Origin of the sequence: Bradyrhizobium septentrionale, from assembly GCF_011516645.4 — a bacterium.
Taxonomy (GTDB): Bacteria; Pseudomonadota; Alphaproteobacteria; order Rhizobiales; family Xanthobacteraceae; genus Bradyrhizobium; species Bradyrhizobium septentrionale.
The window spans coordinates 4,120,947-4,143,202 of sequence record NZ_CP088285.1; the positions used below are offsets into that span (position 1 = coordinate 4,120,947).

The 22,256-nt window shown below is 65.2% G+C and carries 29 protein-coding genes; 16 read left to right on the forward strand and 13 right to left on the reverse strand.

Annotated features, from left to right (window positions below; translation table 11 throughout):
- The first annotated feature begins 40 nt into the window (after positions 1 to 40).
- On the forward strand, positions 41 to 235 hold the full coding sequence (locus tag HAP48_RS21310; RefSeq protein WP_166210342.1) for a hypothetical protein: 195 nt from the start codon (positions 41 to 43) through the stop codon (positions 233 to 235).
- A gap of 284 nt (positions 236 to 519) precedes the next feature.
- Here HAP48_RS21310 and rnk read toward each other — a convergent pair whose 3' ends face one another.
- From rnk to HAP48_RS21325, 3 genes are all read right to left on the reverse strand, one after another.
- Positions 520 to 939 (reverse strand): nucleoside diphosphate kinase regulator, encoded by a 420-nt coding sequence (gene rnk / locus HAP48_RS21315; protein WP_166210339.1) that lies wholly within the window; start codon positions 937 to 939, stop codon positions 520 to 522.
- 317 nt (positions 940 to 1,256) lie between these two features.
- Complete coding sequence (locus tag HAP48_RS21320; RefSeq protein WP_166210335.1) at positions 1,257 to 1,787, reverse strand: chromate transporter; 531 nt, start codon at positions 1,785 to 1,787, stop codon at positions 1,257 to 1,259.
- Positions 1,784 to 2,350, reverse strand: a complete 567-nt coding sequence (locus tag HAP48_RS21325; protein ID WP_166210332.1) for a chromate transporter — start codon at positions 2,348 to 2,350, stop codon at positions 1,784 to 1,786. The genes HAP48_RS21320 and HAP48_RS21325 overlap by 4 nt, the downstream gene beginning before the upstream one ends.
- A gap of 117 nt (positions 2,351 to 2,467) precedes the next feature.
- On the opposite strand from HAP48_RS21325, the gene HAP48_RS21330 reads away from it, so the two are divergent.
- Both HAP48_RS21330 and HAP48_RS21335 read left to right on the forward strand, forming a co-directional pair.
- Entirely contained in the window at positions 2,468 to 3,382 is a 915-nt protein-coding gene (locus HAP48_RS21330) for a LysR family transcriptional regulator (protein WP_420869905.1), read from the forward strand.
- A 205-nt stretch (positions 3,383 to 3,587) separates the two neighbouring features.
- Entirely contained in the window at positions 3,588 to 4,037 is a 450-nt protein-coding gene (locus tag HAP48_RS21335; protein WP_224496528.1) for a carboxymuconolactone decarboxylase family protein, read from the forward strand.
- Between the two features lie 349 nt (positions 4,038 to 4,386).
- Here HAP48_RS21335 and HAP48_RS21340 read toward each other — a convergent pair whose 3' ends face one another.
- Positions 4,387 to 5,382, reverse strand: a complete 996-nt coding sequence (locus tag HAP48_RS21340) for a GlxA family transcriptional regulator (protein WP_224496529.1) — start codon at positions 5,380 to 5,382, stop codon at positions 4,387 to 4,389.
- 64 nt (positions 5,383 to 5,446) lie between these two features.
- Here HAP48_RS21340 and HAP48_RS21345 point away from each other — a divergent pair, with 64 nt between their 5' ends.
- Positions 5,447 to 6,160 (forward strand): DJ-1/PfpI family protein, encoded by a 714-nt coding sequence (locus HAP48_RS21345; RefSeq protein WP_166210326.1) that lies wholly within the window; start codon positions 5,447 to 5,449, stop codon positions 6,158 to 6,160.
- On the opposite strand, the gene HAP48_RS21350 is transcribed toward HAP48_RS21345, so the two are convergent.
- On the reverse strand, positions 6,157 to 6,648 hold the full coding sequence (locus tag HAP48_RS21350; protein WP_420869885.1) for a hypothetical protein: 492 nt from the start codon (positions 6,646 to 6,648) through the stop codon (positions 6,157 to 6,159). The genes HAP48_RS21345 and HAP48_RS21350 overlap by 4 nt on opposite strands.
- Before the next feature lie 245 nt (positions 6,649 to 6,893).
- Between HAP48_RS21350 and HAP48_RS21355 the strand changes: the two genes are divergently transcribed.
- From HAP48_RS21355 to HAP48_RS21375, 5 genes are all read left to right on the forward strand, one after another.
- A complete protein-coding gene (locus HAP48_RS21355; RefSeq protein WP_166210323.1) occupies positions 6,894 to 7,958 on the forward strand; it encodes an amidohydrolase family protein in 1,065 nt (354 codons plus the stop codon).
- A gap of 74 nt (positions 7,959 to 8,032) precedes the next feature.
- Positions 8,033 to 9,145, forward strand: a complete 1,113-nt coding sequence (locus tag HAP48_RS21360) for an amidohydrolase family protein (RefSeq protein ID WP_166210320.1) — start codon at positions 8,033 to 8,035, stop codon at positions 9,143 to 9,145.
- Between the two features lie 4 nt (positions 9,146 to 9,149).
- Positions 9,150 to 9,563, forward strand: a complete 414-nt coding sequence (locus HAP48_RS21365) for a Rieske (2Fe-2S) protein (protein ID WP_166210317.1) — start codon at positions 9,150 to 9,152, stop codon at positions 9,561 to 9,563.
- A 143-nt stretch (positions 9,564 to 9,706) separates the two neighbouring features.
- Entirely contained in the window at positions 9,707 to 10,324 is a 618-nt protein-coding gene (locus HAP48_RS21370) for a glutathione S-transferase family protein (RefSeq protein WP_166216154.1), read from the forward strand.
- 61 nt (positions 10,325 to 10,385) lie between these two features.
- Positions 10,386 to 12,464, forward strand: coding sequence for a 2Fe-2S iron-sulfur cluster-binding protein (locus HAP48_RS21375; protein ID WP_166210314.1), 2,079 nt, complete (start codon positions 10,386 to 10,388; stop codon positions 12,462 to 12,464).
- A 49-nt stretch (positions 12,465 to 12,513) separates the two neighbouring features.
- Here the strand turns inward: HAP48_RS21375 and HAP48_RS21380 are convergent, their stop codons facing one another.
- Together HAP48_RS21380 and HAP48_RS21385 are read right to left on the reverse strand one after the other, a co-directional pair.
- Positions 12,514 to 12,870, reverse strand: coding sequence for a hypothetical protein (locus tag HAP48_RS21380; protein ID WP_224496530.1), 357 nt, complete (start codon positions 12,868 to 12,870; stop codon positions 12,514 to 12,516).
- A gap of 143 nt (positions 12,871 to 13,013) precedes the next feature.
- Positions 13,014 to 13,589, reverse strand: a complete 576-nt coding sequence (locus HAP48_RS21385) for a TetR/AcrR family transcriptional regulator (protein ID WP_166210311.1) — start codon at positions 13,587 to 13,589, stop codon at positions 13,014 to 13,016.
- A gap of 124 nt (positions 13,590 to 13,713) precedes the next feature.
- On the opposite strand from HAP48_RS21385, the gene HAP48_RS21390 reads away from it, so the two are divergent.
- From HAP48_RS21390 to HAP48_RS21405, 4 genes are all read left to right on the forward strand, one after another.
- Positions 13,714 to 14,688, forward strand: coding sequence for a zinc-dependent alcohol dehydrogenase family protein (locus tag HAP48_RS21390; RefSeq protein WP_166210308.1), 975 nt, complete (start codon positions 13,714 to 13,716; stop codon positions 14,686 to 14,688).
- A gap of 83 nt (positions 14,689 to 14,771) precedes the next feature.
- Positions 14,772 to 15,077, forward strand: a complete 306-nt coding sequence (locus tag HAP48_RS21395; RefSeq protein WP_166210305.1) for a hypothetical protein — start codon at positions 14,772 to 14,774, stop codon at positions 15,075 to 15,077.
- A 72-nt stretch (positions 15,078 to 15,149) separates the two neighbouring features.
- Entirely contained in the window at positions 15,150 to 15,962 is an 813-nt protein-coding gene (locus HAP48_RS21400; RefSeq protein ID WP_166210302.1) for an amino acid kinase family protein, read from the forward strand.
- A gap of 13 nt (positions 15,963 to 15,975) precedes the next feature.
- Positions 15,976 to 16,800: an amino acid kinase family protein gene (locus HAP48_RS21405; RefSeq protein ID WP_166210299.1), complete on the forward strand. Its 825-nt coding sequence runs from the start codon at positions 15,976 to 15,978 to the stop codon at positions 16,798 to 16,800.
- Between the two features lie 149 nt (positions 16,801 to 16,949).
- Here HAP48_RS21405 and HAP48_RS21410 read toward each other — a convergent pair whose 3' ends face one another.
- Entirely contained in the window at positions 16,950 to 17,333 is a 384-nt protein-coding gene (locus tag HAP48_RS21410) for a hypothetical protein (RefSeq protein WP_224496531.1), read from the reverse strand.
- Positions 17,334 to 17,557: 224 nt separating this feature from the next.
- Between HAP48_RS21410 and HAP48_RS21415 the strand changes: the two genes are divergently transcribed.
- Entirely contained in the window at positions 17,558 to 17,929 is a 372-nt protein-coding gene (locus HAP48_RS21415) for a cupin domain-containing protein (RefSeq protein ID WP_166210296.1), read from the forward strand.
- 25 nt (positions 17,930 to 17,954) lie between these two features.
- On the opposite strand, the gene HAP48_RS21420 is transcribed toward HAP48_RS21415, so the two are convergent.
- From HAP48_RS21420 to HAP48_RS21440, 5 genes are all read right to left on the reverse strand, one after another.
- Entirely contained in the window at positions 17,955 to 18,191 is a 237-nt protein-coding gene (locus tag HAP48_RS21420; protein ID WP_166210293.1) for a hypothetical protein, read from the reverse strand.
- Positions 18,192 to 18,279: 88 nt separating this feature from the next.
- A complete protein-coding gene (locus HAP48_RS21425) occupies positions 18,280 to 18,444 on the reverse strand; it encodes a hypothetical protein (protein ID WP_166210290.1) in 165 nt (54 codons plus the stop codon).
- A 43-nt stretch (positions 18,445 to 18,487) separates the two neighbouring features.
- The gene (locus tag HAP48_RS21430; protein WP_166216148.1) at positions 18,488 to 19,606 is read right to left on the reverse strand and encodes an acyl-CoA desaturase; all 1,119 of its coding nucleotides are present in this window, start codon (positions 19,604 to 19,606) and stop codon (positions 18,488 to 18,490) included.
- 236 nt (positions 19,607 to 19,842) lie between these two features.
- On the reverse strand, positions 19,843 to 20,052 hold the full coding sequence (locus HAP48_RS21435; protein WP_166210287.1) for a cold-shock protein: 210 nt from the start codon (positions 20,050 to 20,052) through the stop codon (positions 19,843 to 19,845).
- Positions 20,053 to 20,351: 299 nt separating this feature from the next.
- Positions 20,352 to 20,960 carry a TetR/AcrR family transcriptional regulator gene (locus HAP48_RS21440; protein ID WP_166210284.1) on the reverse strand — a complete coding sequence of 203 codons (609 nt, stop codon included), beginning with the start codon at positions 20,958 to 20,960 and terminating at the stop codon, positions 20,352 to 20,354.
- A gap of 112 nt (positions 20,961 to 21,072) precedes the next feature.
- On the opposite strand from HAP48_RS21440, the gene HAP48_RS21445 reads away from it, so the two are divergent.
- Entirely contained in the window at positions 21,073 to 21,768 is a 696-nt protein-coding gene (locus HAP48_RS21445; protein WP_166210281.1) for a PspA/IM30 family protein, read from the forward strand.
- Between the two features lie 52 nt (positions 21,769 to 21,820).
- Entirely contained in the window at positions 21,821 to 22,096 is a 276-nt protein-coding gene (locus tag HAP48_RS21450) for a YiaA/YiaB family inner membrane protein (protein ID WP_166210278.1), read from the forward strand.
- The last annotated feature ends 160 nt before the right edge of the window (positions 22,097 to 22,256 follow it).

The window sequence follows — 22,256 nt, forward strand, 5'->3', positions numbered from 1 at the left end:
CTGAGGTAGGCTCGCGCAGTTGCGGTTGGGAGCCACGAACATGCCGATCAAATCGCTTCCTCTCCTTGCAATCTACGGCGACCTCGACCGCGCGCGCGACATCATGCGCGCCTGGCAGCCGCTCGACCAGCTTTCGCCTGACACGGCCGAGATCGTCGTGAAAGCGATCGCCGAAGGCATCGCACGCGGCCGTAGGCACGGCCTCGAGATGGGACAGTGCCATCTCGCGGCGTGAGTTGCGCGCGATGCTCAGTATCCGACTCGATCTTGTGAGGTGAGCGCACTTCTCAGGCTCCCTCCCCCCTTGCGGGGACCTTGCGGGGGAGGGTGGGGAGAGGGGTGGCCCCGGGCGCGACGATTGACGTGGCCGTCGCTTTCGCAACGCCGGTCGCGTGCTGTTCAAGATTGAGCCGAGAGAGCGCGTCGTGTGGGACCCCTCTCCCTAACCCTCTCCCACAAGGGGAGAGGGAACCCTACCGCTGGTGGCTCCCTTACCGGAAATGCGGCGAGGCCGCGCCGCTAGCCCTGATGCTTCACGGCCAAAATCGTCACCGAACGCGTCTGGTGGCTCGGTGTCTGAAAATCGATGGTTTGTCCGACCGAGAGCCCGATCAGCGCGGCGCCGACCGGCGTCAGCACCGAGATGCGCCGGAGCGCGATGTCGGCTTCGTGCGGGTACACCAGCACGACCTCCCTGACGTCGCCGGTCTCGTCGTCGCGATAGCGCACAAGCGAGCCCATGCGGACCACGTCCGGCAGCTCGGCATCATCGGCGACGAGCTGCGCCCGGTCGGTCTCGCGCGCGAGGAACTCGGCCACGCTGGGAAACACCGCCATGCTGGAATCGGCCAGCACGCTGAGGCGATGCGCCTCGCTCGCGGTGATCACGATCGGCGGCAATGCAGGGGCGGTAAAGCTAGTGTGAATGGTTCGGGTCATGTTGGCTTGACCTTGTGGTTAATCGGAGGCGGCGCTGATGCCGCGCGCGGATGTCTCGCGCGACGCGACGGACCAAATGATTTGATGACGTTATGATTTTTGGGTGACGCTGAGAATCCGGACGGCGCGCAATCGCCGGCCGGCTAATTGCCTGCGTGCAGACGTCCGGCGCGCAATCCGAGGCGCGCAATGCGGGTGTCGATGCTCAGCATGTCGATCATGGCATCACCAACATAGCCGCTGGCCACGCCGCATCCATTGCGGCGAAAGCGCGCACGTGCTGTGAGGAATGCTCCATGGCCGCAACGCGCCAGGCGTCAGGGCTGGCCGATGCCGGTAAGGCCGAGCACAGCACCAGCGGCGAGCGCGAGCAGCGGATGGATGCGGGTCGCCGTGGTGGCGATGGCGACCAGAGCCGCGATCAGCACCGTGCCCCAGCCCGAGACCGAGGTGTGGGTGATGACGATGGCGCTCGCGGTCACGAGGCCGGCGGTGACAGGCACGAGCCCGGCCTGCACGGTGCGTCGCCATGGCCGGTCCTTGAAGCGCTCCCAGAGCCGGAGCGCGATGCCGGTGACCAGCGACGACGGCCCGAACTTGGCGAGCGAGGTCACCAGCACGCCGGAGAAGCCCGCGACATGCCAGCCCACCAGCGGGACCACCATCATGTTCGGCCCGGGTGCGGCCTGCGCCAGCGCGAACAGCGCGCCGAATTCCTGCGCCGTCAGCCAGTGATGGATATCGACCACCTGACGCTGCATCTCCGGCAGGATGGTGTTGCCGCCGCCAAAGGCGAGCAGCGAGAGCTGGGCGAAGATCAGTGCGAGCGTGACAAGGGTTCCGGTCATGACGCCTGCCTCGATCGAAGAAAGATGCTGAGCGGTGCGAGCGTCAGCAGGGTCGGCAGCAGCGGTAGCCTCAGCACCGCGATCGCGAGCACGCAGAGCGCGCCGATGAAGAGACCGAGGACATCCTTGCGCAACGGCCAGGCGATCTTGATCGCGGTGGAGATCAGCAGCCCGGCCGCGGCGGCAGCCAGGCCGCCGAACAGATGGCGGACCACGGGATCGTTGGCGAAGCGGCCATAGATCACGCCAAGGCCGATCACGACCGCGGTCGGCACCGCGATCAGGCCAAGGATCGACGCGAGCGCGCCGGGAATGCCGCGAAACTTCAAGCCCACCGCAACCGACATGTTGATGATGTTGCCGCCGGGCAGGAATTGGCAGAGCCCGAGCAGGTCGGTGAACTCGGCGCTGGAGAGCCAGCCGCGCTTCTCCACCATCATGTGGCGCGCCAACGGCAGCACGCCGCCGAAGCCGGTCAGTCCGAGGATGAAGAAGCCCGTGAACAGCTCGCCGATATCGGGCGCCTCGTGCTTGGAGGAGAGGGTGGCGGGTGCTGCATCCATCGGCGCGTCGGCTCCGTTTCTTGTCGTGTTCGATCCGAACCTAGTTTGCGATGCTCCAAATATCAAATATATGGAGCAGGTAATTGTCATACACCAAAAATATGGATGCGTCCGATGATCGAACTGCGCCATCTCCGCTATGCCGTCGCGGTGGCCGAGGAAGGTCACATCACCCGCGCCGCCGCGCGGCTCGGCATCCAGCAGCCGCCGCTGAGCCAGCAGATCCGCGCGCTGGAGACCGCGATCGGCGCGCCGCTGTTTCGCAGGCAGCCGCGCGGGGTCGAACTGACCGCCGCCGGCCGCGCCTTCGTCGACAAGGCGCGCGCGGTCCTGCGCGACGCCGACCTCGCCGTGGAGGCCGCGCGGCGGGCGAGCCGCGGCCAGGAAGGCCAGCTTGCGATCGGCTTCACCTCCTCGGCCGCCTTCCATCCCTTCGTCACCGGCGTGATGCGCGAAATGCGCGAGCGTGCGCCGGCGATCACCCTCTCGCTCGAGGAGGCTTCGACCGGCGAGCTGATCGAGGCCGTCGAGGCCGACCGGCTCGATGCCGCATTCGTCCGCTCGCCGAGCGAGCGGCTGGAGAATTTGACGATCACCCATCTGCTTGACGAGGAGATGCTGGTCGCGTTGCCCGACCATCATCCGCGCGCCCGCAAGGACACGCGCCGCCGGATTGCGCTGGCCTCGCTCGCCGACGAGCCGTTGATCCTCTACCGCCGCCCGACCGGGCCGGGTCTCTACGACAGCATTATCGCCGCCTGCCGCGCGGCGGGCTTCAGCCCCAAGGTGGCGCAGGAGGCGACGCGGATGGTGTCGACGCTCAGCCTCGTCGCGGCGGGGCTCGGGATTTCGATCGTGCCGGAATCGATGGCGCGGCTGGAGACCGCGGGCGTGTCCTATCTCCGCCTCGATCGCTCCGCGGGCCTGGTCGCGCCTCTGGCGCTGGCCCGCAAGAAGGGGCCCGCCGGCGGCACGCTCGGCCGCCTGCTTGGCATTGTCACGCGCCGGGTGAAGGACCGCGCCGGGGTTTGACGCAGGCTTGCGTGATGGCGCCGAACGTTAGCGCGGGCCCAGCAATGTCGCCGGTATGGCGCGGAATGTGGGGTGTTTGGCGAACGCTCGCATCCGGGCACCGCTAGATCACCTGCATCGAACCCGGTTGCCCGCACGCCGGTCGCAACAGCTCAGTTGCACGCCGAGGCTTCGGGTTCAATCAACACTGCGAAAGGCAATTCCGATGGCACGTTTTCCGGTCCATACGCGCGACTCCGCCCCTGAAGCCTCGAAGCCCGCGCTGGGTGACGTCGAGGCGCGGTTTGGCATGATCCCGAACCTTGCGGCGGCGATGGCGACGTCGCCAGTGCTGATCCAGAGCTTCATCGGCATCTTCGACAAGGTTCACAGCGGCAGCTTCACCGAGCAGCAGATCCAGACCGTGCTGCTCACCGACGCGGTGACCAATGGCTGCGCCTGGGCGGTCGCGCTGCATTCCGCGCTCGGCTTGCAGGCCGGCCTTGCTCCGGCCGATGTCGAGGCGATGCGTGCCGGCCGCTCGCCTGCCGACAAGACACTCGGTGCGCTCTCGACGCTGGCGAGGTCGCTGATCGAAAAGCGCGGGCGGCTCGACGATGAGGAGATCGAACGATTCCTGGCGGCCGGGTCTACAAGGACCTCGTGCTTGAAGTGATCACCATCGTGGCGGCATCGACCATCACCAACTACACCGGCAGCGTGACCAATCCGCCGCTGGAGGCGGCGCTGCAGGCGCATGCCTGGAATGGCTGAGCTGGTCTCGCCTGGGTGTCAAACACTGCACGCCGGCTGTGAGATCGGCGTGCGTCGCCGCCCTCCCTCTCCCCGTTCTTACGGGGAGAGGGCTGGGGTGAGGGGCCGTCTCCGCGTGTGCGGTGATAGCTGCGGTCGCGGAGGCTCCCCCTCACCCGGAACACATCTGACGATGCGTTCCGACCTCTTCCCGCACGCGGGGCGAGGTGAAGCGGAGTCCGCGGTTCGATTCGAAATCGCGTCATCATGCCTTAGCGCGCAAATCTGGCGCGGTAGTCCTGCGGTGTGGTGGCCAGCAGTCGCATGAAGCTGCGGCGCATCGTCTCCTCCGATCCGAAACCGCAGCGCTGTGAGATCCGCTTGATCGGCAGATGCGTCTCCGAGAGCAGATGCCGGGCGCCCTCGGCCCGCAACCGTTCGATCGCGCGTGCCGGCGTCAACCCGGTCGCATCGGCGTAATGCCGGCTGAAGCTGCGTTCGCTCATGCCGGCCTGTTTGGCGAGCGTTGCAAGCGAGAGGTCGTCGGACAGATGATTGCCGATCCAGTCGTGCAATGCGCTGAACCTGTCGTCGGTCGTTTGCAGGGACAGCATCTCGCTGAATTGCGCCTGCCCGCCCGGTCGTTTGAGAAAGACGACGAGGTAGCGGGCGACGGCCAGCGCCGCAGCACGGCCGAGATCCTCTTCCACCAGCGCCAGCGCGAGGTCGATCCCTGACGTCACGCCCGCCGAGGTCCAGAACGATCCATCGCGTACGAAGATCGGGTCGGGCTCGACGCGGACAGCGGGAAAGCGCTCGGCGAGTTCTGCGCAAAATTGCCAATGGGTCGCGGCGCGTCGCCCGTCGAGGGCGCCTGTTGCGGCGAGCAGGAACGCGCCGGTACAGACCGATGCGGTGCGGCGCGCTTGCGTGGTGCGCCTGCGCACCCAGTCGACCAGCACGGCATCCGCCGTTGCGGCGTCGACGCCGTCGCCGCCCGGAATCACCAGCGTGTCGACGGCGGTATCGATCGTGGAAAGCGGATGCACCGCAACGCCGACCCCGGCCGATGCTTCGATGGTGGGACCGTCCTTGCCGACAACGCGGACCTCATAGGGCTCGGCGTTGCCTGCCTTGGCCATCAGGGCGTTGACGGACGCGAACACCTGCAGCGGCCCGGTGACATCAAGCAATTGCACCGCCGGATAAGCCAGCACTTCGATCCGGCGGCGGCCTTTTGGCGGAAAACGTGGGGGCTTTGGCGTCATCGCCGGAACGTGCCGCGCTAGATTCGCTTTGTCCATAGCGCAAAGGAAGTTCGAGGGAAGTTCGATGATTGCTCACGATGTCCATCTCCGGATCGGATCGCTGCTGTTCGAAGGCGTCGATCAAATCGATTTGACCGGCCCGTTCGAGGTGCTGTCGCGGATTCCGAATTCGACCTACCGCATCTACGGCAAGACTTTGGAGCCGGTGCGCGACATCAAGGGATTGCGGCTGACGCCGGACGCCACGCTGGCCGACGCGCCGCCGCTCGATGTGCTGCATGTGCCTGGCGGATTCGGTCAGGAGGCGCTGATGGAAGACGCCGAGGTTCTTGACTGGATCCGCGCGCAGGCGGCTGGGGCATGCCGCATCTTTTCGGTCTGCACGGGGGCCCTGATCTGCGGCGCGGCCGGGCTCCTCAGGGGACGCAGGGCGACGACGCATTGGGCGTCGTTTCATCTGCTGCCGTTCTTCGGCGCCGTGCCCGTGAACGAGCGCGTGGTGGTGGACGGAAGCTATGTCTTTGCCGCCGGCGTCACCGCGGGCATCGATGGCGCGTTGCGGCTGGCGGCCGAATTGCGCGGCGACGATGCCGCGCAGGCGATCCAGCTCTATATGGCCTATGCGCCGGAGCCGCCGTTCGATAGCGGCACGCCGGAGACCGCGCCGCCCGAGATCCTGCAGCAGTCGCGCCAGGCGACGCGCGCGATCACGGCGCAGCGGGAAGAAACCGCACGCCGTGTGGCTGCCCGGTTAGGTGTGGTCGTTGCAGCAGACTAATTCCCCGGCTCGAAGCTGCAGTCGGCGCCGCCGCCGGCCTTGTCCTTGATCACAGCGGGATCGAGCGTGCACGACAGCTTTGACAGCGCCTCGTAGATCGTACCGGCGGCGCCGTCGGCCGGCACCCCGGCGAGCGCTACGGTCGCGAAGATCGCGTAGGCTGCGCTTCCCTTCACGGTGTGGGTCTTGCCGCCGAAGGTCAGTTCGCAGGAGCGCGAGGTGATGTCGACATTGCTGGCGCGGCAGACCACCTTGTCTGCGGTGACGGTGATCTTCCTCGTGGCGGGGACATTGCTGTCGCCGTTGAAGAACGCTGCAACCGCCGCCTTCTCGGTGGCCGGCAGCGGCGAATAGGGCGCCACCACGCCCGCGAGCGCCAGCGCGACCGAGCCGGACGTGGTCGGGGGCGCGGCCGCTGCGGCGGACGCGGCCAGCCACAATGAACATGCGAGGATCGTCAATCGGCCAAGCCTCATTCCAAGTCTCATTCCAAGCCTCATTCCGGTCTCCTGTCGGTGCGCCTTCCGCGGCGCGGAATCGCTAGCACGGGTTGCGGCCTCAATGGGTGACGCCATTCACTGGCCATCCTGCAACTTCGCGTGAGGCACGGTGCGCGCACAGGGCAGGGCGGCCCCGCGCGGATCGGCTTGCGCGATCGCGCCATCGGCGTCACAGTCCGCTCTGCGGCAGCGATGCCGCCAACAATGAAGACAAAGATATTCCGAGGAGCGCCATGGCGGCCACGCGCATCGACTGCGATATCCATCCCGCGGTGGGAGGAACGCGCACCACGCTGCTGCCTTATCTGAGCGATCACTGGAAGGAACAGGTCGTCAGCCGCGCCATCGACGGGCTCGATCTCAATTCCTATCCGCCGTCGATGCCGCTGTCCGGCCGCGCCGACTGGCGGCCTTCCGATGGAAGCAAGCCCGGCAGCGATCTCGCCATGGTGCAGCGCGGCGCGTTCGACCAACTCGGCGCCAGCCACGCCATCTGCAACGTCGTCTATGGCGCGCAGGCGGTGTTCGATTCCTACATGGCGGCGGACTTCTGCAAGGCGATCAACGACTGGATCGCGGCCGAGTGGCTTGCCAGGGACACGCGGCTGCGCGCCTCGATCGTGGTTCCGATCCAGGCGCCGGACCTTGCGGTCGAGGAGATCGAGCGCAGGGCCGGCGATCATCGCTTCGTCTCGGTGCTGGTGCCCTCGCAAGGCGAGACGCTGCTCGGGCGGCGGCATTACTGGCCGATCTATCAGGCCGCGGAGAAGTACAGATTGCCGATCGCGATCCACGCCGGCAGCGCTTACCGGGGCGCGCCGAGCTCGATCGGCTGGCCGTCCTATCGCTACGAATATTATCTCGCGGAAGCGCAGGCGTTCCAGGCGCAGGCGCTGAGCCTGATCTATGAGGGCGTGTTCGGGAAGTATCCGGGATTGACTGTGGTGCTGATGGAGTCCGGCGTCAGCTGGCTGCCGGCGTTCATGTGGCGCGCCAACAAGACCTGGCGCGGCGTGCGTGTCGAGGTGCCGTGGGTCGAGCGCGAGCCGGCCGCGATCATCCGCGATCATTTCCGCGTCACCATGCAGCCGTTCGATGGCCCGCCGGATGCGACCGGCGTTGCCGATGTGATCGACCAGATCGGCTCCGACAAGATGTTCCTGTTCGCGTCCGACTATCCGCACTGGCAGTTCGACGGCGACGATCCGATCCCGCGATATCTGCCTGACAGTATCGTCAAGCGGATGTGCGAGGATAATCCGCTGGAGACCTTTCCGCGCCTGAAGCTCGATTCCTAGTTCGCGCGCATGATCCGGAAAAGTGGGAACCGGTTTTCCGATAAGATCATGCGCCAAACAAAATGGAGGATCGCATGAGTGACGTCATCGACCGCCCGATGCTCGATCAGGAGACCACCGCCGCGACACGGCTCAAGATCATCGATTGTGATATTCATCCGAGCATCCATGCGCACAGCGACCTCAACGAGTTCCTGCCAAAACGCTGGCAGCAGCATCTGAAGGAATATGGCAGTCATCTGCGCACGCCCTATATCGGCACCACGCCCTATCCGCGCTCCTCGCCGCTGATCGCGCGGCGCGATGCCTGGCCGCCGACCGGCGGGGTGCCCGGCTCCGATCTCGAATTCATGCGCAAGCAGCATCTCGATCCCTTCGATGTCGAGTTCGGGATCTTGCAGGTGCTCGACCTCTTCATCTTCTCGCAGCAGAATCTGGAGTTCGGCGCCGCGATCCAGCGCGCCATCAACGACTGGCAGCTCGCGTTCTGGGCGCATCGCGATCCGCGCCTGAAGGCCTCGATCCTGGTCGGGCAGGATGGCTCCGACCTCGGCCTCGCCGAAATCGAGCGCTGCGCCAGGACGGGCGAATACATCCAGATCAACGTCTCGCCGCGCGCCAACGAGCCGCTCGGCCGCCGCCGCTACTGGCCGATCTATCAACGCGCGCAGGAGCTCGATCTGCCGCTCGGCATCCATGTCGGCGGCTATGGCGGGCATGCGCCGACCGGCGGTGGCTGGCCGTCCTATTACTGCGAGGAGCATCAGTCGAACGCGCACACGGTGGCCTCGAACCTCACCAGCCTTGTACTGGAAGGTGTTCCCGAGCGCTTCCCGAAGCTGAAGATCGTGTTCATCGAGGGCGGCTTCGGCTGGATTCCCGCGACCATGTGGCGGATGGACCAGCATTTCGAGCGCTTCCGCAGCGAGGTACCGCATCTCAAGCGCAAGCCGAGCGAATATGTGAAGCAGCATTTCTGGTTCACGACCCAGCCGATCGACGAGCCCGATGAAGCAAGGCATCTGCGTCAGCTGATCGAATGGGTCGGCATCGACCGTCTGCTGTTCTCGTCGGACTATCCGCACTGGGACTATGACGACGCGCGCTACGCGTTCAAGACACCGCTGACGGAGGCCGAGCGGCGCAAGATCTTCAACGCCAACGCCCGCGCGGTCTACAAGTTCTAGGATCATGGCCCGCCACATCGTCGCGCGTACCAGTGAGATTCCTGCCGGCGGCAACAAGGTGTTCGGCCTCGAGGGCCGCGACATCGTCGTGTTCCACGTCAATGGCGAGTTCTTCGCGCTGCTCAATCGCTGCCCGCATGAGGGCGCGCCGCTGGAGAAGGCGGCCTGCGTCGCGCGGCTGACCTCGCCCGAGCCCGGCATCTATCAGCGCGACCGCGTCGGCGAGATGCTGCGCTGTCCGTGGCACGGCTGGGAATTCGCCATGCGCAACGGCCAGTCCTGGTTCGACCCGAAACGCTTCAGGATCCGCTCCTATCCGGTTGCGGTCGAGAGCGGCGCGGAGTTGCAGAAGGGGCCGTATGTGGCCGAGACGTTCCCGGTGCACATCGAGGACAATTACGTGATCGTCGAGGTGTAAGGGCGCAGTCCGCCTCCGAGAGATTTATTGCGAAAGATGCAATAATGAAGTGTCATCGTCGACGATTATAATGTAACGTGCAATGAGCCATCTTGAGCACGCGGTCGGGAATGGATCCCGTCCACGACATCAGGAACGGCATCATGAAGCTCTATCACTTCGCTCTTTCCGGCCACGCGCATCGCGCCCGCCTGTTCATTTCCCTGCTGGGCATTCCCCACGAGCTGGTCGAGGTCGACCTCAAGTCCGCCGCGCAGAAGACGCCGGAATTCCTCGCGCTCAATCCGTTCGGCCAGGTGCCGGTGCTGGACGATGACGGCACCGTCATTGCCGATTCCAACGCGATCCTGGTCTACCTCGCGACCAAGCTCGGCCGCACCGACTGGCTGCCGGCGGATGCGAAGGGCGCCGCCGCGGTGCAGCGCTGGCTGGCGGTCGCCGCCGGCGATCTCGCGTTCGGGCCTGCTGCTGCGCGGCTCATCACCGTGTTCGGCGCCAAGCACAATCCGGACGACGTGATCGCTCGCGCCCATGTCCTGCTGAAGCGGCTCGAGGTGCATCTTGCAGGTCGCGACTGGCTGGTCGGCACGGGACCGACGATCGCCGATGTTGCGCTCTACAGCTATCTGTCGAGCGCGCCCGAGGGCAATGTCGATCTCTCCGGCTATTCCCGCGTCAATGCCTTCCTGCGCCGGATCGAGGCGCTGCCGGGCTTCGTACCTTTCGCCAAGACCCGCGTCGGTCTGGCTACGGCAGCGTAACGTGCTGACCGGGCGTGCCTTCGGGCGCGCCCGTCCAACCCCCGAAGGGGAGGGCTGTGAGATGAGCGACAGGCGAACCAAGAGCAAGCTCGCGGCCTGGCACGCGGGCGAAAAGGCGATCCAGCAGAAGGTCGGCGTGGCCGAGAAGATGGAGGCCGTCGGCCGGCGCGCGGTGCGCGACTTCATGCCCGACCAGCACCGCGAGTTCTTCGCGCAAATTCCCTTCATCGTCGTCGGCAGCGTGGACCGCAGCGGCGACGCATGGGCCTCGCTGCTCGCCGGCCGGCCCGGCTTCATCGCCTCGCCGACGCCGCACAGCCTCGAGATCGATGCGCGGCCCGACCCCAGCGATCCCGTCAGCGAGGGCATGCGCGACGGCGATGCGATTGGATTGCTGGGGATCGAGCTGCACACGCGGCGCCGCAACCGTGCGAACGGGTTGCTTGGTGCATCGTCGGGCAAGGTGCTCAACTTCGAACTCGATCAGAGCTTCGGCAATTGCCCGCAGTACATCCAGCTGCGCGATTTCCGCTTCGTGCGCGAGCCGGATCAGCCGTTCACCGGAGAGATCGAGCGGAGCTCGACGCTTGATCAGGCCGCGCGCGACATGATCAAGGCGGCCGACACGTTCTTCGTGGCGTCCTATGCCGAGCGCGAGGACCGTCGCCAGGTCGACGTCTCGCATCGCGGCGGCAGAGCGGGCTTCGTTCGGGTTGGCGACGACGGCACGCTGACGATCCCCGATTTCGCCGGCAATCTGTTCTTCAACACGCTCGGCAACATCCACCTCAACGGCAAGGCCGGGCTGGTGTTTGCCGATTTCGAAACCGGCGACCTGCTGCAACTGAGCGGTGACGCCGAGGTGATCCTGGACTCGCCGGAGATCGCGGCGTTCCAGGGCGCCGAACGGCTGTGGAGCTTCCGCGCCCGCCGCGTGGTGCGCCGGCGCGGCGCGCGGCCGCTGCGCTGGGCGTTCCGGGCCGACGGCGGGTCGCCGAATGCGTTGATGACCGGCGACTGGACGCAGGTCGCCGACCGCATCCGCGCGGCCGAGCTTGCGAGGCAATGGCGTCCGTTCAAGGTGACCGACATCGTCGACGAGAGCCGCTCGATCCGCTCGTTTCACTTGCAGCCGGACGACGGGGCAGGGTTGCTTCCGCACCAGGCGGGACAGCATCTGCCGATCCGCCTCTCGATCCCGGGGACGGACAAGCCTGTCATCCGCACCTACACGCTCTCGGTTGCGCCGTCAGACGGCATGTATCGCATCAGCGTGAAGCGCGACGGCCTGGTGTCGCAGCATCTCCACGACCAGGTCCATGTCGGCGACATCATCGAGGCGCGCGCGCCGAGCGGCGGCTTCACGATCGATGCGCGCGAGAAGCGGCCCGCGGTGCTGCTCGCCGGTGGCGTCGGCATCACGCCGATGCTCGCGATGCTGCGCCACGTGATCTACGAAGGCCTGCGTACCCGCGGCGTCCGGCCGACCTTCCTGTTCCAGGCCGCGCATACGACTCAAGATCGCGCGTTCGACGACGAATTGCGGCAACTGGCCGAGGCCGCCGGCGGCGCCGTGCGGATCGTCCGCGTGCTCGGTGACGTCGATGGCGCCGAGCAGGGCAGAGACTACGACGCCGCGGGGCGGATCGACATGGCGCTGCTGTCGCGCGTCCTGCCGTTCAACGATTACGACTTCTATCTGTGCGGGCCGCCGCAGTTCACGCAGTCACTCTATGACGCCCTGCGCGGCTACAACATTGCCGACGCCAGGATTCATGCTGAGGCCTTCGGCCCGTCGTCGCTGGTGCGGAAGCCCGACGTGGTCACTGCCGCGCCGCCTCCGCGCCGGCCGCCCGCGACCACGTCGGTCCCGGTGGCCTTCACTGCGTCGCTGAAGGAGGCGCGCTGGACGCCGGAATCGGGAACGCTGCTTGAGCTGGCGGAAGAGCGCGGTCTCAGTCCCGTGTTCAGTTGCCGCGAAGGCAATTGCGGAACCTGCCGAACCAGATTGCTGGCAGGCGCGGTGACTTATGTGAAGGAGCCCACCGCTGAGGTGGCCGATGACGAGGTGCTGATCTGCTGCGCCGTGCCGGCGAAGCCGGAGGCCGAGGGCGAGGACCGGATCCAGCTCGATCTCTGACCGGCCGCGTTCGCCGACCACTCGGCCCGCGCAGCGCCGTCGCAGATGCTCAGCCCATGCTGCCCGGCATGAAGCAGCGCGGCCGCGGGTGGCCATCCAGGTAATACGGCCAGACCATGGTACGGCCGGCACGGTTCGGCCCGGCGACGACGGCGTCGTCGGGAACGTCGACCCACTCGCCCTCGAGGCGCACCCGATAGTGGCCGTCCTTGGTGTCCCAATCGGCGTCGTCGACGCGCCTGGCGTCACTGCCGTCGCAGCAGGGTCCCTTGCCGCTTTGCAGGCTCTCATACCAGGCGTTCAGCTCGGCATGCTGGTGATCATGGGCTTGAGCCGGACCAATCCTTGGCATCGCCAGCAGAGCGGTGAACAAAACGAGCGTCGCACGCGAAAACGGTTTGTGCATCTGATCCCCAGATCCGGAAAGCCCATGGTAGCCAATCCGGACATGGTCATCGGGCGCGCTACATCAATAAGATGATGAGCGTCATATATTCACATTCATGCGAGGGCGCGGAGTGAGCCAGGTCAGGCCGGGGGCCGGCAAAGTCAGGCGAGCAGGCCCATCACCTGGTCGATCACGGCCTTCACCTGCCTCGAATCCGGCCTCTGGTGCGCGAGCGCCAGCAGTCCGGCATGCACCACCATGATCGTGTGCGCAGTGATGTCAGGGTCAAAGCCCTTCCTGAACTGGGCGCGATCGGCGCGCAGCCGCGTGCGCAACAGCTCTTCGAGCCGCCTGTTGTAGCGCTCGATGCTCTTGCGGACCTCGGCCTGATCGAGCGAGCCGTCGGTCGCGGAATTGATCGACAGGCAGCCGCGCTGTCCCTTCTCGCCTGAGCAATAGGGGATGAATCCGGTGAGCCACTGCCTGATGGCCTCGCGCGCAGGCCCCGGCTGCGCCAGCGTGCGCTCGGCCCAACCCAGAATGCCGTCGTGGTAGCGATCGAGCACCTTGAGGAACAGCGCACTCTTGTCGCCGAACGCCGCGTAGAGGCTGGGCTTGGCGATGCCGCTCGCCGCCGTGATCTCGTCGAGCGAGGCTGCCTGAAACCCCTTCTGCCAGAATACCTGACGGGCGATTTCCAGGACGTCGTCCGGATCGAAGCTGCGCGGCCTTGCCATACCGCTGTTTTATGTACTCCCGCGTCGGATGTGAAGCCTTCACCTTGCTGTGGAGGCTATCAGGGCCATTGACGCACCCATATTCTGTACTTACAAGTACATAACGAAATCGGGAGATGGTGCCATGAAAGCGGTTCAGGTTGTTGCGTTCGGACGTCCTGCTGATGTGGTCAAGCTCAACGAGGTGGCTGATGTGGGCAGCCCCGGCCCCAGCGAGGTGGTGGTCGCCGTCGAGGCGGCGCCGATCAACAACTCGGATTTCATGATCATGGCGGGGCGCTACGGCTATCTGCCGTCGCCGCCGGCCACGCTCGGCATCGAGGGCGTCGGGCGGGTGATCGCCGCGGGATCGCAGGTGAAGAACCTCAGGGAGGGCGACCGTACGCTGATTCCGTTCACGGTCCCGACCTGGACCGAACGCGTCAAATTCGCGGCGTCGTGGCAGCGTCCGCTGCCCGAAAGCGCCGACGTTCAGCAGCTCTCCATGATCGGGGTCAATCCGGCGACCGCCTATCTGCTGCTGACCGATTTCGTCAAAGTCGCGCGCGGCTGGGTGATCCAGAACGGCGCCAACTCGGCGACCGCGCGCGCGGTGATCGGCATCGCCAAATCGCTCGGCCTCAAGACGGTCAACGTCGTGCGGCGCGAGGAGGTCGTGGATGAGGTCAAAGCAATCGGCGGCGATATCGTGCTGGTCGACGGACCCGACCTCGCCAAGTGCGTCGCCAGGGAGACTGGTGGGGCGCCGATCCAGCTGGCACTCGACGTCGTCGGCGGCACGTCGGCCTTGAACCTGATGAACTGCCTGGCATCGAAGGGCGTGCTGGTCATCTACAGCGCGATGAGCGGACAGCCGTTCTCAGGTTCGGCCCTGAGCGTGATCTTCAATGAAGTGTCGGTGCGCGGCTTCTGGCTGGGACATTGGGGCAAGACCGCAACGGACAAGGCATTGGCCACGATGTACGATCATCTGGTGCCGATGGTCGCATCGGGCGCGATCAGCGCGCCGGTCGTCGGGACCTACGGCCTCGAGGGATTCTCGGAAGCGATTGCCAAGGCGGCGGCGTTCAAGGGCAAGGTGATCTTCACGCCCAACTAGGGCACGCGATCGCGCCGCGCAAGGCGGAGTGGCAGCGTGAACTGGCCATCTTTGACGTTGAGCTCCAGTGTGATGGCAAGTCGGTGCAACGCGGCGGCGGCGCGTTCGTGCTCGACCGTCCGCTGAAGGTCGAATTGCTGGCAAAGGATCCGCACAACCCGCCCCTCAGTGCCGGCGAGGTGATTTCCACGGGCACCTTGACCCTCCCGATGCCGATCAAGCCGGGCGAGCGCTGGACCACGAAAGCCGCCGGCATTTCCTCGAAGACATCACCGTTCGGTTTGCTTGACCTCGCGTCGCGCCAGGCGGGGATAGTCATGCGATTATCTAAGTTTAGCACGTCAGCGCCACGACCGCCGGGGTGCGCCATCATTGCCATTGCATCTTGAGACCCGGCCGGCTTACCGCTACCAGTGCAATTCGGAAGCGGTGCCAGGCGCATCGGAAAAGGAACGTTTCTCATGGCAAACACGACGGCGGAGCTTGAAGGGCTCCTGATGCAGCGGTCGCTGACCGATCCGCAGCTTTTGGCCGCGGCGGAAGCGGCGTCGGACTTCCGGATCCTGCCGGATGCCACCGTGATCAAGATCGGCGGCCAGAGCGTCATCGACCGCGGCCGCGCCGCGGTCTATCCGCTGGTCGACGAGATCGTCGCGGCGCGCAAGGCGCACAAGCTTCTGATCGGGACCGGGGCGGGCACCCGCGCCCGGCATCTCTATTCGATCGCGGCCGGGCTTCGGCTGCCGGCCGGCGTGCTGTCGCAACTCGGCGCCTCGGTCGCCGATCAGAACGCCGTAATGCTGGGGCAGCTGCTGGCCAAGCACGGCATCTCCGCGGTCAGCGGCGCCGGGCTTTCGGCCGTGCCGCTCTATCTCGCCGAGGTGAACGCGGTGATCTTCAGCGGCATGCCGCCTTATGGCTTGTGGATGCGCCCCGCACCCGAAGGCATGATCCCGCCCTACCGCACCGACGCCGGATGCTTCCTGGTTGCCGAGCAGTTCGGCTGCAAGGCGATGATCTATGTGAAGGACGAGAACGGCCTCTATAACGCGAACCCCAAGACCTCGAAGGGCGCCACCTTCATTCCGAAAATCTCGGTGGCCGAGATGAAGGCGAAGGGATTGCAGGATTCGATCCTCGAATTCCCGGTGCTCGATCTGCTCGCCGCCGCGCGCCATGTCCGCCAGGTGCAGGTCGTCAATGGCCTTGTCCCCGGCAATCTCACCCGCGCGCTCGCGGGCGAGCATGTCGGCACCATCATCACTGCGAGCTGAGAGAGACACGACCATGGATGACACCACCAAGCACGTCGCCTCGCCGCTCGCGCGCCAGACCCTGCTCGACAGCGATCTCACTCGTCCCGTTGCCGGCGGGCGCCCTATACCCCTGCTGCCCTGGGTGCAGGTGGTGAAGATCGGCGGCCGCTCGATCATGGATCGCGGCCATGAAGCGATCCTGCCGATCGTCGACGAGCTGCGCTCGCTGTTGCCGGAGCACCGCCTCTTGATCCTGACCGGCGCCGGCATCCGCGCCCGCCACCTCTACAGCGTCGGCCTCGACCTCGGGCTGCCGGTCGGCTCGCTCGCGCCGCTCGCGGCGAGCGAGGCCGGCCAGAACGGTCATATCCTGGCCTGCCTGCTCGCGCCGGAAGGCGTCTCCTATATCGAGCACCCGACCATCGCGAGCCAGCTTGCGATCCATCTCTCCGCGGCCCGCGCGGTGGTGGGCAGCGGCTTTCCGCCCTATCACCATCACGAGTTTCCGGACTCGCGCATCCCGCTGCATCGTGCCGACACCGGCGCATTCCTGCTCGCCGATGCGCTCGGCGCGGCCGGCCTCACCATCGTCGAGGACGTCGACGGCGTGTACACCGATGATCCCAACGGTTCCGACGGCAAGAAGGCGCAGCTGCTGCGCGAGACCAGCGTCGCCGATCTCGCCAAGCTGAAGGGCACGCTGCCGTTCGATCCCGCGCTGCTCGAGGTGATGAAGAACGCCCGCCATATCGAGCGCGTGCAGGTCGTGAACGGCCTCGTTCCCGGCCGGCTCACCGCGGCGCTGCGCGGCCAGCATGTCGGGTCGATCATCCGCACCGGCGTGCGGCCGGGCTGACGCGTTTCGGGCGAAGCGGTCGCGCGCCGTGCGAGCCCCGTTCCGATTGTATCGGAACGGAGCTCTCGATTCTTTTTTGACGCGTTTTCTTCACGCGAACCGGTGCCCACTTCGCTCGAAAACGCTTTGGTCCAGCGTGCGACGGGCGATTACTTGATCGTCGCGCGCAGCGTGATGATCGAGGTGCCTGACGCCTTCGGGCCCTGACCCGTTGCCTTGATGGCGAAGGTGTCGCTGCCCTTGTACTTGGCCTTCGCCCTGTATTCGAAGGTCAATGTGTTGATCTTCTTCAACTTGCCGTAGGTCGGCTTTTGCGAGATCGCGGAGTCGGTCACCGTGCCGCGGATCCCGATCGGGATCAGGCAGCTTTGGCCTGACGCGACGTCGATATCGCCGGTCGAGTTCTCGCCCCAATCCGCCAATGTGACCGACATCGAGCATTCGGATACGGCCTGCGCTGCAAACGCCGGCATGACACTTGATGCTGCAATGCCGAGCGCCAGGGCGGCGATCCCCGGCAACCGCGTCGTCACGATGCTCATTCCCATGCAAGGCCCACTGCTGAAGGTTTCTTCGGTGCAAGAATCCTGCAACGTCGGAGCGAGGGTGGCAAGGCCTTCGGCCATTCTGTGTTGCTCCGGGAGCCGACGTGCTGAACCGTCGCTCCGACATCTTGTTGCCGTGGTGAGGCGCCCTCATGGTCATCGCACCGCGACTTGATCGGGGGATGGCTCACGTGACGCGAAAAGGGATTCCAATGGCTGATGGCAAGGACGGTCAGGCAAACGCGCAACAGACCGGGTTTGCCGGGGTGACGCGCAGGACCCTCGAGCGTCTTGCATTGCCCGGCGATGATCGCGAGCTGGTCGTTGCCGAGGTGACCTATCCGCCCGGCGGGGTCGCGCCGCTGCACCGCCATCCGGTTGGGGGAATTATCTTCATCGTCGAAGGTGTCGCCGAGTCCGCCTATGGCAGCGAAGTGCCGCGCCGGTATCGGGCAGGCGAGACCTTGCAGGATCGCCCCGACCTTCCGCACACGCTGTTTCGCAATTGCGACCCGGAACGGCCGCTGCGCTTTCTGACGATCTACGCGCTCGAACCCGGGCGCGCCTACACGATGGAGCCGTGAGGCTCGGGCGTTTCCCGCGGGCTGTTCAGCTCATCATGAGCTTGATCTGGCCGCCTTCGATGGTTCCCGCCGCAAGGGCATCGCGAGCCATCTTTTCGATGGTCGGCCAATTCGAGAGCAGATACTTGTGCGCCTGCATCTTGGTTGGGAATGTGGTTTGCAAGATGCAGTCCTGCCGCGCGTTTCCGTTCGCGATCTGAAAAGACACCGCTTGGGGTCCCTCATTGATCTCTTGTTCGGTCGGCTTGGGAAATTTGCGCATGCTGTTCCTTCGCGAAAATCTTCGCGCTCGTCGCCTATGGAATTCGGTCGTATCCCGGGTCGGAGATCCGGACGGTGGCGGGCGAGGCTTAGTCGTCAGCCGTCCGGGCCGCGATCTTTTTGGCTTTTGCCGGCCGCCGCTGCGACACCTGGTCGGGGCTCGGCGTGTTGCGCACAGCCTCGGTCAGCATCTCGCGCAATTCAGCCTTGGTCTTGGGTGGTTCTCGCTTGCTCGGCTTTTGCCAGTTGGTCATTGACCCAATATGGGGATGCCCGAGGCAAAATGCTACCGTCCGCTCAAGGTTTCGGGCTTACGGCGGCCACCGGAGGCGGAACGGCCAGAAGAAAGCAAACCGATTCCACCAGGAGTTCATGTGCACGGTCGACGATATCGTCCAGCGATGGCGTCTTCGCGAACATGGCCTGGGCTTCAGCCAGCAACTGGTCACGCGTTGGCATGCTGGGCAGATGCAGGTCGGCACGATGCTGCAACAGGAAAAGCGCGTCCCGCACCGACATTCCGGTCTCATGGACCGACGATTTGATCGCCAGCGCGATGTATTCGGGATTGAAGCGACCCGCGAGCTGCTCGGCCGTTCGCTTGATCACGCGTGATCCCAAGCGCTGCTCGTTGCGGAGAACCAGCGCGGGCGGCGCCTTCAGATCCCAGACAACACCGAGCCAGGACAGGGCCACCAGAACATAATAGGTCGCGTCAATCTCCCACCAGCGGAAGCCTTGCCGCGCACTGCTCTGGTAGGCGTGATGATTGTTGTGCCAACCTTCGCCCATCGTGAACAGAGCCAGCAGCCAATTGTTGCGGGAGTCGTCGCCCGTCACATACCGCTTGCGTCCGTGAACATGTGCGAGGGAGTTGATGCAGAACGTGGCGTGATACACCAGCACGGTGCTCCAGAGGAAACCGACCACGAGCCCCGGCCATCCGGCAATGAGGAAGCACAGGACTGCGACCACGACCGCCGGCAAAACCTCTAGCCTGTGCAGCCACATCAACTCTGGATACGCGGCAAAGTCCGAGACTTTCGTCAGATCGGTTGCGTCGTGCTGTCGATAGAAAATCCAGCCGAGATGACTGTACACGAGGCCCGTGTGCAGAGGGGAATGCACATCCTGCTCGGTGTCCGAATGGAGATGGTGATGCCGATGTTTCGCGGCCCACCAAAGCACGCTTTTCTGGGCGCTGCTTTGGGCGAGGAAGGCAAGGATGAATTGAAAGGCCCGGCTCGTTGAGTAAGCGCGATGCGAGAAGTACCGGTGATATCCGCCGGTGATCGCAAACATGCGCAGCCAATAGAGAACGACGCAGATGGTAATGGCTTGCCATGAGACGCCCGACCAGATCGCCGCCAGACACCCTGCGTGGACCAGCAGGAACGGGAGGACCTGCGGGTACATGATGTCGTCGTGGTGCGGCTCTGGATCGATATTGGTGGACACGCTCGCGACCTCGGTTGCTTCAATGCGCGGGCCGCCCCGCCGGCAGACGGCTCAAGTCCTGGCCTTGGCGGGCATTGCGCGCGGTGTGATAAAAAGAAGCCCGCGGCCGGGTGACCAGTCGCGGGGACGCGAAACCAGAGGCTCTGCCAGTACATCCGTGGTCAAAGCAGCATGGCGCCGATTGCGGCGGCAGCTTACGCGGCGCGCAGATTGTCCGCAGCAGATTTGCCGGTCCGGCGGTCTGCAACGATTTCAAAGGAAACCTTCTGTCCCTCGTTGAGGGTGCTCATGCCGGCGCGTTCAACGGCGCTGATATGAACGAAAACATCCTGGCCTCCCTGGTCCGGCTGAATGAAGCCGAAACCCTTTTGGCTGTTAAACCACTTCACAGTTCCCGTATTCATGGGAGATCGTCCTTCAATAGATGCGTGTTTGGAGCCGCACTCGAGAGCGCAGCAGGCTCATTCGAAGTTTTGGGGGGAGGGTCGTCAGTCAGGCGCGCTACCAGCGGCGAGGCCAAGTCGTTCGGCCGAAACTCGAATAACGGTACATGACTACTATTCGATCATTCCGCAAGTGGCTTCCCCCTTCCTGACCTCAATCGCTACGTCCCCCTTGCCTTTGGGGCAACAGCAGAAATCCACGTCTCCCTGCGGCAAGTCGTCTGCTTGACCGCAGCGGGAACATCGCGCGGGCGCGTGCGCTACTCCTTCTTCGCCGTCAGCCCGTCGACCATCGCGCGTGTCAGGGTGCCGATCTCGCTGCGCAGCGCGCCGATCGGCACTGCAATCAGCTTGTGCTCCAGCCCGAGCGCGACCATGCCGTGCACGGCGGAGAACAGGCTGCGCGCGGTGACGCCGAGCTGCGCCGGCGAGCGCTGCGGGAACAGTGCGGCGAGCGGCTTGTAGATGTGGCGGAACAATTCCATCTGCTCCGAGATGGCCCATTCCGGTACCGGCTTGCCCGGCTGCATGCGGTGCTCGAACAGCGCGCGCCACAGTTCGAGATTGTCGGCGGCGAAGTCGCAATAGGCGACCGCGATGCGCACCAGCATCTCGCGCGGCGCCGCCGACCCGCCGATCTCGGCCAGAGACAGCGAGGCGTCGAGCCGGGCCAGCGTGCGCGAGCCGACGCGCAGGATCAACTCGTCGACATCCTCGACCAGATTGTAGACGCCGCCATTGGCAACACCGATTTCCTGGGCCAGTTCGCGCGTTTTCAGGCCGCCGAGACCCTTTGCCGCAATCGCCCGTTCCGCCGCCTCGATCAGCGCTTCCCGCAGTTTCGCACGTCGTTCCAATGCTTTGGACATGTTTTACCCGCCGTTAACCATACGCTTGAGCGGCGCTCAAATAATTCTTGAGCATTGCTCAGTATGTGGTACAAGAGATTCATGAGCGATGCTCATAACAGGGAGTGACCAAATGTTCAAAACTGTTTTGACTCTTTTCCGCGGCACCGTTGCGGTCGCCGAAGAGGAACTGCAAGACCGGACCGCGCTGGTCATCCTCGACCAGCAGATGCGCGATGCGGCCGCCGCCGTCGACCGCTCGAAGCGGACCTTGGCACTGGCAATCGCCGGCGACCAGCAGGAGGGCCGGCGGCTTGACGCCACCAACGCCCGGATCGCCGATCTCGAGGTCCGCGCGTCAGCGGCGCTCGAGGGCGGCCGGGAAGACCTCGCCCGCGAAGCCGCGCAGGCGATCGCCAACCTCGAAGCCGAACGCGATGCCGCGATGACCGCGCGCACCCTGTTCGCCACCGAGATCACACGGCTGAAGCGTCACGTCGGCAACGCCGAGGCGCGGATCGCCGAGCTCGATCGCGGCCGGCGCCTTGCCCGCGCCTCGGAGGCGGTGCGCTCGCTGCGCCGGAGCGGCATCGAGGCGGCGCGCCCCTACGAATCGACGCTGCCGGAAGCGGAGGCCACGCTGAAGCGGCTGCGCGAGCGGCAGATCGAGATCCAGGCGGCCGACGACGCGCTGTTCGAAATCGATACGGCCTCGGGACCGCTTGTCGTCGCCGAGAGGCTCGCCGAGCAGGGCTTCGGCCCGCGCATGAAATCGACTGCCGACGACGTGCTGGCGCGGCTGAAAGCCAAGCGCCCGCCGCAAGCCTGAAACCGCAAGCCTGAAACAAGTCAACTTCAACCATATCATCAAGGAGACGACCATGAACCAGACCATCCAACCCCACAGCGGCGCCTGGGTTACCTTCACCTACGCGTCCTTCGCAGCCTCCGCCTTTCTCGTCGCCATCGGCGTGTTCTTTCTGCCGATCAGCCTCTGGATGCAGGGCTATCTGACGATGGGCATCGTGATGCTGGTCCAGACCTGCATCACGATGACCAAGACGGTGCGCGACAATTACGAGAGCGGCAAGTTCGTCAACCGCATCGAGGACGCCAAGGCCGAGCGCCTGCTGATGGAAGTCTCCAAGGCAGGGTGAGTCGGAGCCAATGCGAAGCGGCGGGTGTTTCGCACCCGCCGCTTTCGTCGTTGGGGGCAACTTGTTCCGTTTCCGGAACGGCTTGTTTACCCTGCGGCCAACAGCGGCAGGTTGCGCTCATGGCTCTTTAACAGGCCTGAGTGCAGAGATCGCGCCCGAG

Excerpts from the sequence above, each read along its gene's own strand:
- HAP48_RS21310 (WP_166210342.1), top strand. The coding sequence starts at position 41 with ATGCCGATCAAATCGCTTCCTCTCCTTGCAATCTACGGCGACCTCGAC.
- rnk (WP_166210339.1), bottom strand. The coding sequence starts at position 939 with ATGACCCGAACCATTCACACTAGCTTTACCGCCCCTGCATTGCCGCCG.
- HAP48_RS21320 (WP_166210335.1), bottom strand. The coding sequence starts at position 1,787 with ATGACCGGAACCCTTGTCACGCTCGCACTGATCTTCGCCCAGCTCTCG.
- HAP48_RS21325 (WP_166210332.1), bottom strand. The coding sequence starts at position 2,350 with ATGGATGCAGCACCCGCCACCCTCTCCTCCAAGCACGAGGCGCCCGAT.
- HAP48_RS21335 (WP_224496528.1), top strand. The coding sequence starts at position 3,588 with ATGGCACGTTTTCCGGTCCATACGCGCGACTCCGCCCCTGAAGCCTCG.
- HAP48_RS21340 (WP_224496529.1), bottom strand. The coding sequence starts at position 5,382 with ATGACGCCAAAGCCCCCACGTTTTCCGCCAAAAGGCCGCCGCCGGATC.
- HAP48_RS21345 (WP_166210326.1), top strand. The coding sequence starts at position 5,447 with ATGATTGCTCACGATGTCCATCTCCGGATCGGATCGCTGCTGTTCGAA.
- HAP48_RS21350 (WP_420869885.1), bottom strand. The coding sequence starts at position 6,648 with ATGAGACTTGGAATGAGGCTTGGCCGATTGACGATCCTCGCATGTTCA.
- HAP48_RS21355 (WP_166210323.1), top strand. The coding sequence starts at position 6,894 with ATGGCGGCCACGCGCATCGACTGCGATATCCATCCCGCGGTGGGAGGA.
- HAP48_RS21360 (WP_166210320.1), top strand. The coding sequence starts at position 8,033 with ATGAGTGACGTCATCGACCGCCCGATGCTCGATCAGGAGACCACCGCC.
- HAP48_RS21365 (WP_166210317.1), top strand. The coding sequence starts at position 9,150 with ATGGCCCGCCACATCGTCGCGCGTACCAGTGAGATTCCTGCCGGCGGC.
- HAP48_RS21370 (WP_166216154.1), top strand. The coding sequence starts at position 9,707 with ATGAAGCTCTATCACTTCGCTCTTTCCGGCCACGCGCATCGCGCCCGC.
- HAP48_RS21375 (WP_166210314.1), top strand. The coding sequence starts at position 10,386 with ATGAGCGACAGGCGAACCAAGAGCAAGCTCGCGGCCTGGCACGCGGGC.
- HAP48_RS21380 (WP_224496530.1), bottom strand. The coding sequence starts at position 12,870 with ATGCACAAACCGTTTTCGCGTGCGACGCTCGTTTTGTTCACCGCTCTG.
- HAP48_RS21385 (WP_166210311.1), bottom strand. The coding sequence starts at position 13,589 with ATGGCAAGGCCGCGCAGCTTCGATCCGGACGACGTCCTGGAAATCGCC.
- HAP48_RS21390 (WP_166210308.1), top strand. The coding sequence starts at position 13,714 with ATGAAAGCGGTTCAGGTTGTTGCGTTCGGACGTCCTGCTGATGTGGTC.
- HAP48_RS21400 (WP_166210302.1), top strand. The coding sequence starts at position 15,150 with ATGGCAAACACGACGGCGGAGCTTGAAGGGCTCCTGATGCAGCGGTCG.
- HAP48_RS21405 (WP_166210299.1), top strand. The coding sequence starts at position 15,976 with ATGGATGACACCACCAAGCACGTCGCCTCGCCGCTCGCGCGCCAGACC.
- HAP48_RS21415 (WP_166210296.1), top strand. The coding sequence starts at position 17,558 with ATGGCTGATGGCAAGGACGGTCAGGCAAACGCGCAACAGACCGGGTTT.
- HAP48_RS21420 (WP_166210293.1), bottom strand. The coding sequence starts at position 18,191 with ATGCGCAAATTTCCCAAGCCGACCGAACAAGAGATCAATGAGGGACCC.
- HAP48_RS21425 (WP_166210290.1), bottom strand. The coding sequence starts at position 18,444 with ATGACCAACTGGCAAAAGCCGAGCAAGCGAGAACCACCCAAGACCAAG.
- HAP48_RS21430 (WP_166216148.1), bottom strand. The coding sequence starts at position 19,606 with ATGTACCCGCAGGTCCTCCCGTTCCTGCTGGTCCACGCAGGGTGTCTG.
- HAP48_RS21435 (WP_166210287.1), bottom strand. The coding sequence starts at position 20,052 with ATGAATACGGGAACTGTGAAGTGGTTTAACAGCCAAAAGGGTTTCGGC.
- HAP48_RS21440 (WP_166210284.1), bottom strand. The coding sequence starts at position 20,960 with ATGTCCAAAGCATTGGAACGACGTGCGAAACTGCGGGAAGCGCTGATC.
- HAP48_RS21445 (WP_166210281.1), top strand. The coding sequence starts at position 21,073 with ATGTTCAAAACTGTTTTGACTCTTTTCCGCGGCACCGTTGCGGTCGCC.
- HAP48_RS21450 (WP_166210278.1), top strand. The coding sequence starts at position 21,821 with ATGAACCAGACCATCCAACCCCACAGCGGCGCCTGGGTTACCTTCACC.